Annotated in this window: 14 protein-coding genes; 6 read left to right on the top strand and 8 right to left on the bottom strand. The window is 61.8% G+C overall.

Annotated elements, in window-relative coordinates; translation table 11 throughout:
• Nucleotides 1-133 precede the first annotated feature (133 nt).
• On the top strand, nucleotides 134-1,024 hold the full coding sequence (locus ACRZ94_RS09095; protein ID WP_480652479.1) for a DMT family transporter: 891 nt from the start codon (nucleotides 134-136) through the stop codon (nucleotides 1,022-1,024).
• Here the strand turns inward: ACRZ94_RS09095 and ACRZ94_RS09100 are convergent.
• The gene (locus ACRZ94_RS09100) at nucleotides 1,006-1,809 is read right to left on the bottom strand and encodes an ABC transporter permease (protein ID WP_480652481.1); all 804 of its coding nucleotides are present in this window, start codon (nucleotides 1,807-1,809) and stop codon (nucleotides 1,006-1,008) included. The two genes, ACRZ94_RS09095 and ACRZ94_RS09100, sit on opposite strands and share 19 nt — an antisense overlap.
• A 125-nt stretch (nucleotides 1,810-1,934) precedes the next feature.
• Here ACRZ94_RS09100 and ACRZ94_RS09105 point away from each other — a divergent pair, with 125 nt between their 5' ends.
• Together ACRZ94_RS09105 and ACRZ94_RS09110 are read left to right on the top strand one after the other, a co-directional pair.
• Complete coding sequence (locus ACRZ94_RS09105; RefSeq protein WP_480797259.1) at nucleotides 1,935-2,510, top strand: GcrA family cell cycle regulator; 576 nt, start codon at nucleotides 1,935-1,937, stop codon at nucleotides 2,508-2,510.
• Nucleotides 2,511-2,515: 5 nt separating this feature from the next.
• The gene (locus ACRZ94_RS09110; RefSeq protein ID WP_480797176.1) at nucleotides 2,516-3,160 is read left to right on the top strand and encodes an NUDIX hydrolase; all 645 of its coding nucleotides are present in this window, start codon (nucleotides 2,516-2,518) and stop codon (nucleotides 3,158-3,160) included.
• A gap of 1 nt (nucleotide 3,161) precedes the next feature.
• Here the strand turns inward: ACRZ94_RS09110 and ACRZ94_RS09115 are convergent, their stop codons facing one another.
• Nucleotides 3,162-4,238 carry a DUF2235 domain-containing protein gene (locus tag ACRZ94_RS09115; protein ID WP_480797177.1) on the bottom strand — a complete coding sequence of 359 codons (1,077 nt, stop codon included), beginning with the start codon at nucleotides 4,236-4,238 and terminating at the stop codon, nucleotides 3,162-3,164.
• Nucleotides 4,216-6,507, bottom strand: coding sequence for a xanthine dehydrogenase family protein molybdopterin-binding subunit (locus ACRZ94_RS09120; RefSeq protein ID WP_480797178.1), 2,292 nt, complete (start codon nucleotides 6,505-6,507; stop codon nucleotides 4,216-4,218). Before ACRZ94_RS09120 ends, ACRZ94_RS09115 begins: the two co-directional genes overlap by 23 nt.
• Nucleotides 6,508-6,647: 140 nt before the next feature.
• Here ACRZ94_RS09120 and ACRZ94_RS09125 point away from each other — a divergent pair, with 140 nt between their 5' ends.
• Together ACRZ94_RS09125 and ACRZ94_RS09130 are read left to right on the top strand one after the other, a co-directional pair.
• A complete protein-coding gene (locus ACRZ94_RS09125; RefSeq protein WP_480797179.1) occupies nucleotides 6,648-9,701 on the top strand; it encodes a valine--tRNA ligase in 3,054 nt (1,017 codons plus the stop codon).
• Between the two features lie 131 nt (nucleotides 9,702-9,832).
• On the top strand, nucleotides 9,833-10,996 hold the full coding sequence (locus ACRZ94_RS09130) for a benzoate/H(+) symporter BenE family transporter (protein ID WP_480797260.1): 1,164 nt from the start codon (nucleotides 9,833-9,835) through the stop codon (nucleotides 10,994-10,996).
• 3 nt (nucleotides 10,997-10,999) lie between these two features.
• Here ACRZ94_RS09130 and ACRZ94_RS09135 read toward each other — a convergent pair whose 3' ends face one another.
• Both ACRZ94_RS09135 and ACRZ94_RS09140 read right to left on the bottom strand, forming a co-directional pair.
• Complete coding sequence (locus ACRZ94_RS09135) at nucleotides 11,000-11,368, bottom strand: VOC family protein (RefSeq protein WP_480797180.1); 369 nt, start codon at nucleotides 11,366-11,368, stop codon at nucleotides 11,000-11,002.
• Nucleotides 11,365-12,147 carry a crotonase/enoyl-CoA hydratase family protein gene (locus ACRZ94_RS09140; protein ID WP_480652495.1) on the bottom strand — a complete coding sequence of 261 codons (783 nt, stop codon included), beginning with the start codon at nucleotides 12,145-12,147 and terminating at the stop codon, nucleotides 11,365-11,367. The genes ACRZ94_RS09135 and ACRZ94_RS09140 overlap by 4 nt, the downstream gene beginning before the upstream one ends.
• A gap of 122 nt (nucleotides 12,148-12,269) precedes the next feature.
• On the opposite strand from ACRZ94_RS09140, the gene ACRZ94_RS09145 reads away from it, so the two are divergent.
• Entirely contained in the window at nucleotides 12,270-13,379 is a 1,110-nt protein-coding gene (locus tag ACRZ94_RS09145; protein ID WP_480652497.1) for a pyridoxal phosphate-dependent aminotransferase, read from the top strand.
• Between the two features lie 76 nt (nucleotides 13,380-13,455).
• Here ACRZ94_RS09145 and ACRZ94_RS09150 read toward each other — a convergent pair whose 3' ends face one another.
• Genes ACRZ94_RS09150 through edd form a run of 3 tightly spaced genes read right to left on the bottom strand, consistent with a single transcriptional unit; the run spans nucleotide 13,456 to nucleotide 17,139 of the window.
• A complete protein-coding gene (locus ACRZ94_RS09150; RefSeq protein WP_480652499.1) occupies nucleotides 13,456-14,646 on the bottom strand; it encodes a pyridoxal-phosphate-dependent aminotransferase family protein in 1,191 nt (396 codons plus the stop codon).
• Between the two features lie 51 nt (nucleotides 14,647-14,697).
• On the bottom strand, nucleotides 14,698-15,330 hold the full coding sequence (locus ACRZ94_RS09155) for a bifunctional 4-hydroxy-2-oxoglutarate aldolase/2-dehydro-3-deoxy-phosphogluconate aldolase (protein ID WP_480652501.1): 633 nt from the start codon (nucleotides 15,328-15,330) through the stop codon (nucleotides 14,698-14,700).
• Nucleotides 15,331-15,333: 3 nt separating this feature from the next.
• Entirely contained in the window at nucleotides 15,334-17,139 is a 1,806-nt protein-coding gene (edd, locus tag ACRZ94_RS09160) for a phosphogluconate dehydratase (RefSeq protein ID WP_480652503.1), read from the bottom strand.
• Nucleotide 17,140 lies beyond the last annotated feature (1 nt).

Genomic DNA, 17,140 nt, shown 5'->3' on the forward strand with positions numbered 1-17,140 from the left:
GCGGTTTTGATCATGCCGCGCGTATAACGGGCCGCGCCTGTTCTGAAAAGCCTGAAATTTTGCGCGGGGCTATTTTTGCGCCCTGGTCCATTTGCCGCTTGCTATTCAGTTCAGGCTGGCGCACCGCTTGGGCATGACGCCTGCTCAGCACAACCCGCCCCTTGCCGCTGCTTTGATCCTTGCGGCCAGCGCCCTGATGGCGGGAACTACCCTGCTCGCCAAAGCGCTGGGGACAGATGTGTTGGGCCCTGCCCTGCATCCGATGCAGATCAGCCATGGGCGATTTCTGTTCGCGTTTCTGGTGATCGTCAGCGCAGTAGGTGTTTTGCGCCCGCGGTTCAGCCGTCCGCATTGGGGGCTGCATATCGGGCGGACCAGTTTCGGGTGGGTTGGGATCACGCTGATGTTCGCCTCGGTCGCGTTCATCCCGCTTGCCGATGCCACCGCGATTTCCTTCCTCAACCCGGTTTTTGCCATGGTTCTGGCCGTCCCGCTGTTGAAAGAGGGCGTGGGCCCTTGGCGATGGCTGGCCGCCGGGGTCGCGCTGACCGGTGCGCTGATCCTGCTGCGCCCGACGCCCGACAGCTTTCAGCCCGCCGCACTGCTGGCCCTGGCGGCGGCGGTCTCGATCGGGATGGAGCTGATATTCATCAAGAAGCTGTCGGGTCGCGAAATCCCGCTGCAGATTTTGCTGATCAACAACGCGATGGGCCTGACGATTGCGACCATCGCGGTCAGCTTTGTGTTCCAGATGCCCACCGCGCCGCAATGGGCGGCACTGGCCGGCATCGGCGTTCTGATGGCCTGCGCGCAGGCGTGTTTCGTCAACGGAATGGCCCGGGCGGATGCCTCATTTGTTGCGCCGATCAGCTATGCCACGCTGGTCTTCGCGGCCTTCTACGACTTTGTGGTCTTCTTCGTGGTCCCGGACAGCATCAGCATGATCGGTTCGGCCATCATCCTGACCGGAGGGATGGTTCTGGTCTGGCGCGAAGCGCGCCAGCGTCACGGCTTGAGCCGATAGCCCGAGCGCAACATCTGCCAGGTCACAGCGCCGATCAGCACGGTCGACACGCCGCAGATTGCCATGCCCAGATAGGGCGAGCTGTCAGATACCCCGATCATCCCATAGCGCAAACCGTCAATCAGATAGAAAACCGGGTTCAGATGGCTGAGCCAATTCAACACCGGCGGCAGGGCCTGGACCGAGTAGAACGTCCCCGACAGAAAGGCCAACGGCGTGACGATGAAATTGGTGATTGCTGCCATCTGGTCGAATTTGTTGGCGAAAATACCGGCGAATACGCCCAGCGCGCCCATGAATGCGGCGCCGAGAACAACAAAAACCAGGGTGATGAACAGATTCTGCGGCACGATCGAGAAGAACACCAGCAAGGCCGCCCCCAACACAAAGGCAATCAAAGAGCTGCGGACAATACCCCCCGCCAGATAGCCCAGCAGGATTTCCAGCGGCGACAGCGGCGGCATCAGCGTGTCAACGATATTGCCCTGAACCTTGGCCACGATGATGGACGAAGATGTGTTGGCAAATGCATTCTGGATCACCGTCATCATCATGATACCCGGGGCCAGAAAGATCAGAAACGGCACCCCCATGACATCCGGTCGGCCCGGACCCACAGCGATCGTGAAGATCATCAGGAACAGTCCTGCCGTGACCAGAGGGGCCATGACGGTCTGTGTCCACACGGACATAAACCGCATCGTTTCGCGTTGAGCCAGCGTAAAAAGCCCCAGCCAATTCACCGCACCAAACCGGCGCGCATCCTGATCCGTAAGATTCTGCATAGGAGCCCCATACCTGATTCGAAGACCGCTTGTAACTCGGGCGGCAGTGATTAAAATAGGGGGCTGAGACGATTTCCCAAGGCGGCCCGAATCCGGGGCCGCTTTCCGCTTTTGAAAGGCAAATGATGTCGTGGACTGACGAGCGTGTAGAGCTGCTGAAAAAAATGTGGGGCGAGGGCCAGTCGGCAAGCCAGATCGCCAAGGAACTGGGCGGCGTGACCCGCAACGCGGTGATCGGCAAGGTGCACCGTCTGGGCCTGTCGAACCGCGCCACAGGTGCCTCGCCCGCCAAGGCCGAGCCCAAGGAAAAACCGGCGCCCGCGCCCAAGACCGAGGCCAAGCCCAAACCCGCGCCCAAAACAGAACCCGCACGCCCGGCCCCTGCCCCGGCGGCCGAAGCGAAACCCGCCGTGCCGGCCCGCCGTCAGATCATTCCGGCCGGTCAACCGCTGCCGCCACAGCCTTCGGCCAACGAAATCAGCCCCGAGGCGCTGGCCAAGGTCAACGAGATCGAGAAAAAGGCCAAGAAGTTGACCCTGATGGAGTTGACCGAGAAAACCTGCAAATGGCCGGTCGGCGACCCCGCGACCGAGGATTTCTGGTTCTGCGGTCTGCCGGTTGAAGCGGGTAAGCCGTACTGCGAGGCGCATGTCGGCGTGGCCTTCCAGCCCATGAGTTCCCGCCGGGATCGGCGGCGGTAAAGGCTGTGCACCAGGATCCGACTGCGACAGAGGATACCTGGCTGACCCGTGCGAAACGCCTGTTGGCGCTGGCCGAAACCGGCCAGCACTTTTCCAAAGACCCGTTTGACCGCGAACGTTATGATGAGATCGCCGGGATGGCGCGGGCCATGCTGGCGGATCTCGGCAACGTGCCACTTTCCAAAATCATCGGACTGTTCCCACCGCATACGGGTGGCTATGCCACGCCCAGCATCGACATCCGCGGTGCGGTCATTCGTGAGGGGCGCATCCTGCTTGTACGCGAACACAGCGACGGCAAATGGGCCATGCCTGGCGGGTTTGCAGATATCGGCAGCTCACCGGCGGAGAACATCGAGCGTGAGGTCTTAGAAGAAGCCGGGCTGCACGTCCGGGCGAGGTACCTTTACGCCCTGCGTCACAAGGCACGGCATCCCTACCCGCCTGACGCGCGGGATTTCTATAAGCTGTTTTTCCTGTGTAATGAGGTTGGTGCAGACACTCCGCAGCCGGGGGTTGAAACCAGCGAGGCCGCCTTTTTTGCCGAGGATGCAATGCCCGAGCTATCATTGACCAGAAATATTCACGCCGACATTTCGGCCGCATTTCAGGCCTATACGCAGGGCCAGCCCACAGTTCTGTTCGATTAACCTATTGCGCCGGATGCGACGGCAAATCCGGCATCGGCACCCAGCCCGGCAGATCATCAGGTGAGACCGAGACATGCAGCCTCTCGGACCGGTCACGCCCTACTTTCCGGTGCTTACGCAACAGGAAAATCTTGCCCCAGCCGCGCCATGTGCCGACCGAGGGGCCGGTTGTGGCGGTCGGGAAACGGTCACGCCAGCCTTCGGGCAGAGGCAGACCGTGCAACTCGGCCTTGTCCAGCATCCAGATCAGGGAAATGTTGCTGAGCGGGCGCGCCTCTTCGAACCCGTTCAACTGGCCGCCGACGTCTCCGTGGGTGCCGCGGAACCAGACTTGTTCCACATGGCCCTTGAAATCCGGGGTACATTTCCACAGCACCGGTTCGAACACTTCGCGGGTCTCATCCAGCGCCATGGCGTGATAGCCGTGCCGCGTGGCCGGGCCCAGCTGGTGGTTGTGGAAAGAATGCCGTTCCTCGGCCCAGCGCCACAGCAGCGGCAGGCGCAGGCCCAGCGCTTTGACCGTGTCCCAGACGCCGACCATCTCAATCGCCACGTCCTCATGGCAGAAGGCACGGCGGAAATCTGCAGCGGCGGACCCGTTCGCGTTACATTCATAGTGGCGATAGGCTTGTTTGATGTTGCGCTCTGTCGCGTGCTCGGCCCGCAGCAGCCCAATGGCATCGATCACACCCGCAAGGCTGCGCACGCCGTAGGCACCACGTGAATAGCCAATAAAATAGATCCGGTCGCCGGGTTTATAGCGCGATGCCAGATAGCCATAGGCGCGTCTGATCTGACGATTGATCCCCCGCCCCATCATGACGTCCAGAGAGGATTTCCAGCTTTCCCACTGCACGCCCGCCTCGTAAAAGACCGAGACCTTGCTGCCCATTTCGCAACACAGGCGCAGGGTCTGACCAGCATGGGTTTCGCGGCCCGGCTCCAGCGTCGACATGGTGCCGTCCAGGATAATGACATGGCTGATCGGTTCGCGATGGCGCGACTCGGCCGAGTGTTCGGACCGCAGAGGCCGTCCGAGCCATCCCAGTACCTTTTTACTCAGCCGCGACAGAACCATGTGTCAGCAATTCCCATACTTTCTGAGGAGTGAAAGGCATATCTGCCTGCCGCACCCCGTGATCCCAAAGCGCGTCCTGAACCGCGTTTGCCACTGCGGCCAGCGCGCCCACGGTGCCGGCCTCTCCGCAACCTTTCATCCCCATCGGGTTGGAAGTTGACGGAACCGGCGCCGAGGTAAACTTAATCATGGGTATCTCAGCCGCCCGGGGCAAGGCGTAATCCATCAACGAAGCCGTGAGCAGTTGCCCGTGCGCATCATGCACAACATGCTCGGTCAGGGCCTGACCGATGCCCTGCACGACGCCGCCATGCACCTGCCCTTCGGCCAGCATCGGGTTGATAAGATTGCCGAAATCATCAACCACCGTATACCGGTCGACCCAGGTTTCCCCAGTGTAAGAATCAATAACGATTTCGGCAACATGCGCACCGTTGGGGTAACTTCGTGCATCCAGGTTTGCGCGGGCGTGATGGCTCAGCAGATCGGTGCGGCCATCGGCGCGGGCCATATCGGCGGCCTCGGTCAGGGTTGGCGTCAGGTTCGACCCCGGCGCACGGAAGGTTTCGTGGTCAAAGCGCACATCGCTCTCCTCAACCCCCATCTTATCGGCCAGATAGGGCGTGAATGCGGCGATCATCACGTCGATTGTGGCCAGCGTGGCGGTGCTTTGCACCGTGACCGAGCGTGACCCGCCAGTGCCGCCCCCGTGGGGCAGTTGATCACTGTCGCCCTGCACCACATTGATCCGATCCACCGGAATGCCGGTCTGATCGGACAGGAACTGGGCATAGACCGTCTCATGCCCCTGCCCGTTCGATTGGGTGCCGACATAGAGGTTCACGGTGCCATCCTCGCAGAACTCGACTTTCGCGTTCTCAGAAGGGTCGCCCAAAATACTTTCGATATAGTAACACAGGCCCTGCCCCCGGATCAGGCCGCGTTCGGCATCGGCGGCTTTGCGATCAGCAAAACCCAGCGTCTGCTGGCCTGCGCGGGTCAGGACCATATCGAAATCGCCTACGTCATAGGTTTCACCGGTGGATGAGGTATAGGGAAAACTCTCGGGCCGGATGAAGTTCTTGCGCCGCAGCGCCCACGGGTCCACGCCCAGTTCACGCGCAGCCCGATCCATGACGCGTTCCAGCACATAGATCGCCTCGGGCCGTCCGGCCCCGCGATAGGCGTCGACCTGAGTGGTGTTGGTGTAAAACCCCTCAACCCGCATATAGGTGGTCTGAACGTCATACACGCTCATCAGGACCTTGCTGGCCAGATTGGTCTGAATCGCCTGACCGAAATGGCTGTTATACGCGCCCAGATTGACCTTGCTGTGCACCCGGTACGCGGTGATCCGGTGATCCGCGTCAAAGGCCAGTTCGGCCAATGAGGTCAGATCGCGGCCATGATGATCCGACAGCATCGCTTCGGACCGGTCCGACATCCAATGCACGGGCTGACCCAGCTGCATCGCCGCCACAGAGACGCAGAAATATTCGGGGTATGGCATGACCTTCATCCCGAACCCGCCGCCTACATCCGGTGTGGTCACACGGATCGCCTCGGCGTCCAGCTTCAGCTTTTGCGCCAGTTGCGCCCGCATGGCCCAGACACCCTGACCGCCATAGGCAAAGTTCAGACGCCCCTCCGACCAGCTGGCCTGACAGCCGCGCGGCTCAAGCGAGGTGATGATGATGCGGTTGTCCACAACGTTCAAAGACACGGTATGGGCCGCAGCCTTGAACGCCGCCTCCGTCGCGTCCTCATCCCCCAACCCCCAGTCAAAGGCGCGGTTGTCAGGCGCCTCGGGGTGCAGCATTTCGCCTCCGGCATCCACATCCAGCTTGGCGGGCAGCTCATCTGTCTCCATCCAGATCATCTCGGCTGCGTCGCGGGCCTGCACCTGCGTCTCGGCAACGACCACGGCCACAGGCTCACCGACAAAGCGCACCCTGCCCTTGGCCAAAATGTGCCGTGCGGGCGCTGCCGCTTTCGATCCGTCGCGGTTCTGCACGGTCGCGGCGTTCATCACCGTATCGATCCCCGTCTCGGCCAATTCTTCCAGCGCCATGACCAGACGCACACCATCGGCCTCGCGGGCCGCATCCAGATCCAACGCGGTGATCCGGCCATGGGCCACAGGGCTGCGAAAGAACGCAGCGAACAGCGCGTTTTCGGGCACGGCATCGTCCATGTACCGCCCCTGCCCGGTCAGGAACCGCACATCTTCGGTCCGTTTCACCGGCTGGCTTTTTCCGAACTTTTCCATTGCCTGCTCCTGTCGCTGCCCTGCACGCGACATTAGGCTGCCCCTGATCGTTGTCCAGAGCGTCCGCAGACCCTTCCACTTCGCGCCGCGTTTCGTTATTGCAGGCGCTGACCAAGCATTGATGACGCAGGACGCACCCCATGGCGATGGAAAAGACATTCAACGCGGCCGAGGCCGAGGCCCGCATCTATGAGGCCTGGGAACAGGCCGGAGCCTTCAAGGCAGGCGCGAACCGCTCGCGCGACGAAAGCTTTACCATCATGATCCCCCCGCCCAACGTGACGGGCGCGCTGCATGTGGGACACGCGTTCAACAACACGCTGCAGGACATCCTGACCCGCTGGCACCGGATGCGCGGGTTCGACACGCTGTGGCAGCCCGGTCAGGACCACGCGGGCATCGCCACGCAGATGCAGGTGGAAAAGATGCTGGCCGCCACTGGCCAACCCGGCCGCCGCGAACTGGGGCGCGAGGCGTTTCTGGACAAGGTCTGGGAATGGAAGGGCGAATATGGTGGCACCATCATCGAACAGCTGAAACGGCTGGGGTCCAGCTGCGACTGGTCGCGCAACGCCTTCACCATGGCGGGCGCGCCGCGTGACCCGCGCACCGGCCACGAAAATTCTGCGAATTTTCACGACGCGGTGATCAAGGTTTTCGTCGATATGTACGAAAAGGGCCTGATCTATCGCGGCAAGCGCCTGGTCAACTGGGACCCGCATTTTGAGACCGCGATCTCGGATCTTGAGGTCGAGAATATCGAAACGCCGGGCCATATGTGGCACTTCAGATACCCGCTGGCGGGTGGTGAGACCTATACCTATGTCGAAAAGGACGAGGACGGGAACATCGTGCTGACGGAAGAGCGCGACTATATTTCCATCGCCACGACCCGCCCCGAAACCATGCTGGGCGACGGCGCTGTTGCGGTTCATCCATCGGATGAACGGTACGCGCCAATCGTCGGGAAACTCTGTGAAATCCCGGTTGGTCCGAAAGAGCATCGCCGTCAAATTCCGATCATCACGGATGAGTATCCCGACCCCGATTTCGGCTCGGGCGCGGTGAAGATCACCGGCGCGCATGACTTCAACGACAACATGGTCGCCAAGCGCGGCGGCATCCCGATGTACCGCCTGATGGACACCAAAGGCGCGATGCGGGCCGATGGCGCGCCTTACGCCGAAGAGGCTGGCAAGGCGCAGGAATACGCGCGCGGCAAAGCGTTTACCGAAAACGAGATCGACGCGATCAATCTGATCCCCGATCACCTGCGCGGGCTGGATCGGTTTGAGGCGCGTGCGAAGGTTGTCGAGGAAATCACTGCCGACGGTCTGGCCGTCATGACCCGCGCGGACGACCCGCGTCTGGGCACCAAGCTGGGCGAGGATGACGACCCGACGGCGCTGGTCCCGCTGGTCGAGAGCAAACCGATCATGCAGCCCTTCGGCGACCGCTCAAAAGTGGTGATCGAGCCGATGTTCACCGACCAGTGGTTCGTCGACGCTGAAAAGGTCGTTGGCCCCGCGCTGGACGCGGTCAAGGACGGCACGGTCAAGATCATCCCCGAGTCAGGCGAGAAGACCTATTACCACTGGCTGGAAAACATCGAGCCCTGGTGCATTTCGCGCCAGCTGTGGTGGGGGCATCAGATTCCGGTTTGGTTCGGCCCCGAGAAAGAAAAATGGCAACAAACCACAAATATTGCGGATTTCACAGTTCAATTCTGTGGAGCTACAGAAGAGGAAGCTCTGCAAAAAGCACGCGCATACTACGGAGACGCAGTAACAAATGTTGTTGCCGCAACCGATTGGAACGATGCATTCGGAAAGAACTGTTTTGAGGGCGATGAAAGCAACACGGTTGCAATCTATCGCGACCCCGACGTGCTCGACACATGGTTCTCCTCCGGTCTCTGGCCGATCGGCACTCTGGGCTGGCCCGAGCAGACCGAGGAACTGGAGCGTTACTTCCCCACCGACGTTCTGATCACCGGCGCGGATATTCTGTTCTTCTGGGTCGCGCGGATGATGATGATGCAACTGGCCGTGGTGAACGAAATCCCGTTCCACACCGTCTATCTGCACTCGCTCGTCCGCGACGAGAAGGGCAAGAAGATGTCCAAAACCACCGGCAACGTTATCGACCCGCTTGAGATTGTGGACGAGTTCGGCGCCGACGCGCTGCGCTTTACCAACGCCTCGATGGCGGCGATTGGCGGCGTGCTGAAATTGTCCCGCGACCGCATCACCGGCTATCGCAACTTCGGCACCAAGCTTTGGAACGCCGTCCGCTTTGCCGAGATGAATGAGGTCTTCACCGACGCCGTCCCTCAACTGGACGTGGCCGACCTGAAGCCCAAAGCGGCCGTGAACCGCTGGATCATCGGCGAAACCGCCCGCGTGCGGGCCGAGGTTGACGCGGCGCTGGAAAGCTATCGGTTCAACGACGCGGCCAACGGGCTCTATGCCTTTGTCTGGGGCAAGGTCTGCGACTGGTATGTGGAACTGTCTAAACCCCTGCTGCAAGGCGACGACGCCGAGGCACAGGCCGAGACTCGCGCCACCATGCGCTGGGTTCTGGATCAGTGCATGGTCCTGCTGCACCCGATCATGCCGTTCATCACCGAAGAACTCTGGGGTCTGACCGGCACCCGCGCGAAAATGGTCGTCCACGCCGACTGGCCCACCTATGGCACCGAACTGGTCGATGCGGATGCGGATCGGGAAATGAACTGGGTGATCTCGGTGATCGAAAACACCCGCTCGGCCCGCGCGCAGATGCGCGTTCCAGCTGGCCTTTATGTGCCGATGCTGGTGACTGAGATCGACGCCCACGGCCAGGCCGCCTGGGACCGCAACGAGGCGCTGATCAAACGTCTGGCCCGGATCGACAGCCTGACCAAAGCGGATGAACTCCCCAAAGGCACGATCTCAATCGCCGCCCCCGGCGCGTCCTTCGGCCTGCCGCTGGCGGATATCATCGACATCGGCGTGGAAAAGGAACGGCTGGAAAAAGCCAAAGGCAAACTGGCCAAGGAACTCGGCGGCCTGCGCGGGCGTCTGAACAACCCCAAATTCGTAGCCTCGGCCCCGGAAGAGGTGGTTGAAGAAGCCAAAGCCAACCTCGCCGCCCGCGAGGAAGAAGAAGCAAAACTGAACGAGGCCCTCGCCCGTCTGGCTGAAATCGCCTGATCTTCTTCTCGTTCCAAATACGGAAATCCCGAACCCCGCCGCATAGACATCGGCGGGGTTTTCTTTTGCGATCAAAGACCTTGCCCCAAAAAGCAAACCCCTGCTAGCAAGATCAGGCAACAAAAGCTGAGATCAACATGCCCCGCACACTCCCTCCGTTTCAGACCATCTCAACCGGTCTGGTGGTCGCCATTGTCGGGTTCTTCAGCTCATTTCCCATCGTGCTGCAGGGGCTGGCCGCGATGGGCGCAACACAAGCCCAATCCGCATCCGGCCTCATGATGGCTGCCATCGCCATGGGGCTGACCGCCATCGCACTGAGCCTGTGGTATCGGCAACCGATCAGCGTTGCGTGGTCAACACCCGGAGCCGCATTGCTGGCTGTCTCTGCAATGCCGGCTGCCGGATTTGCCGAAGCGACAGGCGCGTTCCTATGCGCCGGAGCGCTGACCGTTCTGGCCGGGCTCTGGCGTCCGTTGGGGCGGCTGGCGGCGGCGATCCCGACCACACTGGCCCAAGCGATGTTAGGGGGCGTCCTGCTGCCCCTGTGCATCATTCCCTTTCAGGCGGCGGTTGCGCTGCCCTGGCAAGCGCTGCCAGTAATCGTAACCTGGTTTATTGCCGGGCGGATCAACCGCCTGTTTGCCGTCCCCGCCGCAGTGATTGCCGCAGCGATCGTTGTTGTCCTGAACGCCAAAGGGCAGTCCGTGGCCCCGGCTCAGCTGATCTCGGCACCGGTTTTGGGCCTTCCGTCCTTTTCGCTGGCCTCGATCATCGGCATTGGCATCCCGCTATTCATCGTCACCATGGCCACGCAAAACATCCCCGGAATCGCAGTGATGCGCAGCTTTGGCTATGCGCCAGCACCGGGCAAACTGTTCTCGTCCGTGGGCGCGGCCAGCATGTTGTCCGCGCCCTTTGGCGCTCCGGCCACATGTCTTGCTGCGATCACCGCCGCGATGTGTTCGAACGAAGACAGCCACCCTGACCCCAACCAACGCTATTGGTCCGCCGTGATGGCAGGTGTGTTCTATTGCCTGTTCGGCGTGTTCGCCGTGGCCATCACCGGCTTTGCCATCCATGCCGATCCCCTGCTGATGGGAACCCTGACGGGCATCGCCCTGATCGGTGTCATGGCCAATGCCACCCATGCCGCGCTTGAGGTTCCGGCAGAGCGTGAAGCCGCGATCCTGACCTTTGCCATCACCGCATCTGGCATTTCTGTCTTTGGCCTGGGCGCGGCGGTCTGGGGGCTGCTGGCAGGCGGTATCGTCTATCTTGTGACCAACAGATAGGGCCTATTGCCCCACAAATGCCCGGCTGGACACTGAGATCGCGTTCTTGGACGGGTCTTTGGCATTTGCAAACACGTACCCGTCCGCCTGATGAACGGGACCGAACTCCAATCCCAAAGACCGGGCTTCTTCAACAAAGGCAGGCACGTCGCGAATATCAAAGACGATTTTCACAGCCACCTGCCCCTCACGCGCTGCTTTGCTGGCCGGGTGCAGCAGCAAATGGACACCGCCCGCTGGGGGCACAAGCTCAACCAGTCGATCCCCGTCCTGGCGGTGCGCCGTGTAGCCGAAATGCATTTGGTAAAACCGCACCATGTCATCCATCCTCTTGGTGTAGAGGATAAGACGAGTGACGGCGGGCCGGGTCATTTGAACTCGGGCTTGCGGCCCTGCATCTGCGCCATGACGACCTCCATCTGGTCAGGCTTGCCGATCAGCTCAACCTGTTCTGAGGATTCCGCCAACAGAACCTCGGCGCGGGACTTGGTCTCGGCGGTCTCGATCAGGCGTTTGGCGGCCCGGATCGCGGATGGGCTGTTGCCTGCTATGTTTTCGGCCAGCGCCAGGGCCTCGGTATGCGGATCATCGGACAGCTTGGTGACCAGCCCCCAGTCAGCGGCCTGTTGCGCCCCGATCGGGCGCGCTGTGTAGGTCAGCAGCCGCAACACGTCCGAGCGGACAAGCTGGGGCAGCAACACCATCCCCCCCATATCCGGAATGATGCCCCACTTCATTTCCATCACCGCCAGCTTGGCCTCAGGGTGCGCGATGCGAATATCGGCGCCCAGCGCGATTTGCAGACCGCCACCATAAGCCACGCCCTGAATCGCGCAAATCACCGGAACGGGCACGCGCCTCCAGATCAGGGCCAACTCCTGCATCTCATTGGCATCCCCGTGGCTGCGGGACATCAGCCATTCGGTCGGGTCCATATGCGCCATCTTGGCAAAGCTCGCCATATCAAGCCCGGCACAAAAGCTTTTGCCCTCACCCGACAAAACCACGGCACGCGCGCCCGAGGCCGCAACCTCTTGCCCCGCAGATAACAGCGCCTTGATCATGGAATCGTCCAGCGCGTTCATCTTGTCGCCACGGGTCAGCGTGACATGGGCAATGTGGTGTTTATACTCGACGGACACACGCGTCATGTGGACCTCCCAAACTCTGTTCAGGCAACCATGCCCGGAAGGTACGCCAAGTTCCACAGCAACGTTAGGGCAGGTTTGGTATGGGTGTTGCCTGCCATGCCACCATGCGTTTAAGTCGCCACATGACTGACCCACGTTATACCCCGCTTGCCCTGTCCCTGCCCGCAACCGTGCCCTTTGTCGGACCAGAAACACAAGAGCGCCAGCGCGGCACGCCCTTTCAGGCGCGGCTTGGCGCGAATGAAAGCATCTTTGGCCCGTCGCCCCGCGCGACCGAGGCGATGGCGGCAGCGGAGATCTGGAAATATGGCGATCCCGAGAGCTTTGACTTGCGACACGCGCTGGCGACCCACCTCGGGGTAACGCCGGACAATATTGTCGTGGGCGAAGGCATCGACGGGTTGCTGGGGTATCTGGTGCGATTGCTTGTTGCGCCTGGGGATGCGGTTGTCACCTCGGACGGCGCCTATCCCACCTTCAACTACCACGTCGCAGGGTTTGGAGGCGTTTTGCACAAGGTGCCGTATCGCAGGGATCACGAAGATCCGAAAGCCTTGTTTGCCAAGGCCGCCGAGGTAGATGCAAAGCTTGTCTATCTCGCCAACCCCGACAATCCGATGGGCAGTTGGCACACTGGCGCGGAAATCGTTGATGCGATGGAAGCGCTGCCCGAAGGGTGTCTTTTGGTGCTGGACGAAGCCTATGTGGAATGCGCGCCCGACGGCACCGCCGCACCGGTGGCGGCGGATGATCCGCGCCTCATCCGAATGCGCACGTTTTCCAAAGCCTACGGAATGGCCGGAGCACGCGTCGGATACGCAATAGGCGCGCCCGGTTTGATTTCGGCCTTCAACAAGGTGCGCAACCATTTCGGCATGAACCGGGCTTCTCAGGCTGGCGCGCTGGCCGCGCTACAGGATACCGATTGGTTGCACCATGTGCAGGCACAGATCGATGCAGCCCGAGAACGCCTCAGCGAGATTGCGCGGGATCATGGGCTCACGCCCCTGCCCTCGGCCACCAATTTCGTCGCCATTGACTGCGGTCAGGATGGAGCCTTTGCAAAGGCCGTTCTGGAAAATCTGGTTAAAGCGGGCATCTTTGTTCGGATGCCATTTGTTGCCCCGCAGAACCGGTGTATCCGCGTCAGTTGTGGAGAAGCGGCGGATTTGGACGCGTTTGCAGCGGCACTGCCAGAAGCTTTGGCGGCGGCGCGGGAAGGCGAAGGGTAAAGGGGGCTCTGCCCCCGCCGCCCTTTGGGCGACTCCCCCGGGATATTTTTGGACAGATGAAGCAGGCGGGTTTGGGTTATTGCGAGAGAACCGCGGCGGCGGCCTCCAACGCGCCGGTGCCGCGGGGGATGTTCAGGGCTGCCATTGCCGTCTCAATCCCGCCCAGCATCCCCATCACCATCTGAGCATTCACATGCCCCATATGGCCGAGGCGGAAAAACCCGTCCCAATCCGGCATACCCAGACCGATGCCCAGCGTCAGGCCCAGCTGAGTTTCGGTGAACTGGCGCAGCGGGGTGCCGCGCCCGTCCGTCAGGCTGAGCGTGGTGACGGCATGGCTGCGATGAGCCCTATCCGCGACATTGAGGTGTAGCGCCCCACCGTTGGCCCAGACTTCGCAGGCCGTCCAAATGGCGGTGGCGAGGCGTTCATGGCGGGCCCAGACATGTTCCATGCCCTCAGCATGGATCAGGTCCAGCGCCGCGCGCAGGCCATAGAGGTGATGCGTCGGTGCCGTGCCGTTGAAATACTGGTAGAACAGGTCTGGTTCCGCGCGCGGCTGCCAGTCCCAATACTGCGAAACACGGCGCATTTGCGCGCGTTTGGCCTGTGCCTTGTCGTTGAAGAAGACAAACCCGACACCCGCCGGCGTCATCAGCCCCTTTTGGCACGCGGTCACCATGATATCGACGCCCCAGGCGTCCATCTCAAACCGCTCGCACCCCAGAGATGCGATGCAATCCGCCATCAGCAATGCTGGGTGGTTTAGGTCATCCAGCAGCGCCCGAAGTGCGGGCACGTCATTGCGAATCGAACTGGACGTATCCACATGGACGGCCAGAACCGCTTTGATGTCGCGCCGTTCGTCGGCGCGCAGTACCTCGGCGATACGGTCCATATCCCACGGTGCCGCAGACCCGAAATCAAGCAGCTCGACCTTGGCGCCGATCCCCTCGGCCATTTCCGCCCAACCATGGGTAAACCGGCCGGACGCCGGGGCCAGAACGGTTTCGCCGGGGGCGATCACGTTGGACAGGGCGGCCTCCCACGTGCCGTGCCCGTTGGCGATGTAGATGGCCACGTGATGCTCGGTTCCCGCGACGCGGCGCAGGTCGCGGGTCAGGGCGGGCATCATATCGATCAGTTCGCCGTCATAGATGTTCGGCGAGGGGCGGTGCATGGCCTGCAGAACCGCGTCAGGCATGACGGAAGGGCCGGGAATAGCCAAATACCCGCGCCCCTGCGCGAGAGAGATGGGGTTTGTCATGGGATCAACCTGTATGAATTGACGCCCACCCTAACGCAGCAAAAAGCCGCGTCAATCCATCAGCTTGGACGCCTCGCGGGCAAGGCTTTCGATCCCCGCCCAGTCGCCATCCAGAACCATCTGTTTTGGAGCGACCCAACTGCCGCCAGCGCAGGCGACATTGGACAGGGACAGGTAGTCTCGCGCATTTGCGGGGGATACGCCGCCAGTGGGGCAAAAGGTGATCTGCGGCAGCGGTGCGCCTATGGCTTTCAGGGCGGGGGCACCGCCCGAAGCCTCGGCCGGGAAGAATTTCAGCATGTCATAGCCTTGTTCCAGCAGGTGCATCGCTTCGCTGGCGGTGGCGGCGCCGGGTAACAGGGGCAGGTCTTCGGCCTCGCAGGCGGCGATAAGCGCATCGGTTGCGCCGGGTGAGACGCCGAACTGCGCCCCCGCCTTTTTGGCGGCGCGTACATCTTCGGGTGTCACCAGCGTACCAGCCCCGACGACCCCACCGGGGACCTGCGCCATGGCGCGGATCGCGTCCAGTGCAGCGGGCGTGCGCAATGTGACCTCAAGCGCGGGCAAGCCGCCTGCCACCAGCGCCTCGGCCAGAGGGCGGGCCTGGGCCGCGTCATCCACCACCAGAACGGGCACGATAGGGGCCAGGGCGCAGATTTCGCGGGTGCGTTGCGTTTTGGACATGGGTTAAGCTCCGAAAATACTGGCACCAGTGTCGGCAGAACCGACTGTGTTGCGGAAAGCGGCGAAGAGGTCGCGGCCAACACCGTGTTGGTTTGCGGACAGGTCGGCAACAGCCGGGGCCCGGTCCAGCACGCCGGGGGTGAGGATTTCCAACTCGCCTTTCACCGCATCCACGCGCAGCAGGTCACCGTCCTGCAGGTAAGCGATGGGACCGCCATCCAACGCCTCGGGGCAGACATGGATCGCGGCGGGAACCTTGCCCGACGCACCAGACATGCGGCCATCAGTGACCAGCGCCACCTTTTGCCCCCGGCCCTGCAGGATCGACAACATGGGCGTCAGCGAGTGCAGCTCGGGCATGCCGTTGGCCTTGGGCCCCTGAAAGCGGACGACAACAATGGTGTCACCCTTGAACTCTCCGGCTTTGAAAGCGGCTTTTACGTCGTCCTGATCGTGGAAAACACGCACGGGGGCTTCGACCACTTGGTGTTCGGGGGCGACGGCGGAAACCTTCATGACGCCGGTGCCCAGATTGCCAGTCAGGCGCGACAGACCGCCAGTGGGCTGGAACGGGTCCTTGGCGGGGCGGACGATCTTTTCGTTCAGGCTGTGGCCTGCGCCGTCTTCCCAGACCAATTCGCCATTCTTCAGCTTAGGCTCTTTGGTGTAATGCTGCAGGCCCTGCCCCGCGACGGTCAGGGTATCGGGGTGCAGCAGCCCATCCTCAAGTAGCGTACCGATGGCAAAGCCCAAACCGCCTGCCGCATGGAAATGGTTCACGTCTGCCAGACCGTTCGGATAGACCCGCGCGACCAAGGGAACCACGGCGGAAATATCCGAGAAATCCTGCCAGTCCAGAACGATACCACCCGCACGCGCCATGGCAATCAGGTGGATCAACAGGTTGGTCGACCCCCCTGTGGCCATCAAACCGACGATCCCGTTCACAAAGGCGCGTTCGTCCAGCACCTGATAGACCGGCGTATAGTGATTGCCCAGCGCGCTGAGGGACAGAGCGCGGCGCGCGCCTTCCTCGGTCAGCGCATCGCGCAGGGGCGTGTTGGGATTGATGAAACTGGAACCCGGCAGGTGCAGGCCCATGAATTCCATCAACATCTGGTTGGTGTTGGCCGTGCCGTAGAATGTACAGGTGCCGGGGCCGTGATAGGCGGCCATCTCAGCTTTCATCAACGCGTCGCGGCCGACTTCTCCGGCAGCGAATTGTTGGCGGACCTTGGCTTTTTCGTCGTTTGGCAGGCCGCTGGTCATGGGACCGGCGGGCAGAAAGACGGCAGGCAAATGGCCAAACGCCTGGGCCCCGATGATCAGGCCGGGCACGATCTTGTCGCAAACGCCAAGAAACACTGCCGCGTCATAGGTGTTGTGGCTAAGTGCAACTCCGGTCGCCAAAGCGATCACATCGCGCGAGAACAGCGACAGCTCCATCCCCGCCTCACCTTGCGTGACACCATCGCACATGGCCGGCACACCACCTGCGACCTGCGCCGTGCCGCCTGCTGCACGAACGGCATCGCGGATCAGGCCGGGATAGCGTTCGAACGGCTGATGGGCGGACAGCATGTCGTTATAGGCCGTGACGATGCCCAGATTTCCGGCAGTTCCGCTGGCCATCGATTGCTGATCTTCGCCCGCCCCCGCATAGGCGTGGGCCTGCCCGCTGCAAGACAGATGCGTGCGCGCCGGGCCTTTGGACCGGGCGTGCTCCATCCGTTCAATATGCGGGCCGCGCAGGTCGGCGCTGCGGTCAATGATGCGTTGTGTGACGTCTTTGATAACGGTTTGAACCATG

It is taken from the genome of Ruegeria sp. CH10 (assembly GCF_056537125.1).

Coding starts and splice junctions, on each gene's coding strand:
- ACRZ94_RS09095 (WP_480652479.1), top strand. CDS start 134: ATGACGCCTGCTCAGCACAACCCGCCCCTTGCCGCTGCTTTGATCCTT.
- ACRZ94_RS09100 (WP_480652481.1), bottom strand. CDS start 1,809: ATGCAGAATCTTACGGATCAGGATGCGCGCCGGTTTGGTGCGGTGAAT.
- ACRZ94_RS09105 (WP_480797259.1), top strand. CDS start 1,935: ATGTCGTGGACTGACGAGCGTGTAGAGCTGCTGAAAAAAATGTGGGGC.
- ACRZ94_RS09115 (WP_480797177.1), bottom strand. CDS start 4,238: ATGGTTCTGTCGCGGCTGAGTAAAAAGGTACTGGGATGGCTCGGACGG.
- ACRZ94_RS09120 (WP_480797178.1), bottom strand. CDS start 6,507: ATGGAAAAGTTCGGAAAAAGCCAGCCGGTGAAACGGACCGAAGATGTG.
- ACRZ94_RS09125 (WP_480797179.1), top strand. CDS start 6,648: ATGGCGATGGAAAAGACATTCAACGCGGCCGAGGCCGAGGCCCGCATC.
- ACRZ94_RS09135 (WP_480797180.1), bottom strand. CDS start 11,368: ATGACCCGGCCCGCCGTCACTCGTCTTATCCTCTACACCAAGAGGATG.
- ACRZ94_RS09140 (WP_480652495.1), bottom strand. CDS start 12,147: ATGACGCGTGTGTCCGTCGAGTATAAACACCACATTGCCCATGTCACG.
- ACRZ94_RS09145 (WP_480652497.1), top strand. CDS start 12,270: ATGACTGACCCACGTTATACCCCGCTTGCCCTGTCCCTGCCCGCAACC.
- ACRZ94_RS09150 (WP_480652499.1), bottom strand. CDS start 14,646: ATGACAAACCCCATCTCTCTCGCGCAGGGGCGCGGGTATTTGGCTATT.
- ACRZ94_RS09155 (WP_480652501.1), bottom strand. CDS start 15,330: ATGTCCAAAACGCAACGCACCCGCGAAATCTGCGCCCTGGCCCCTATC.
- edd (WP_480652503.1), bottom strand. CDS start 17,139: ATGGTTCAAACCGTTATCAAAGACGTCACACAACGCATCATTGACCGC.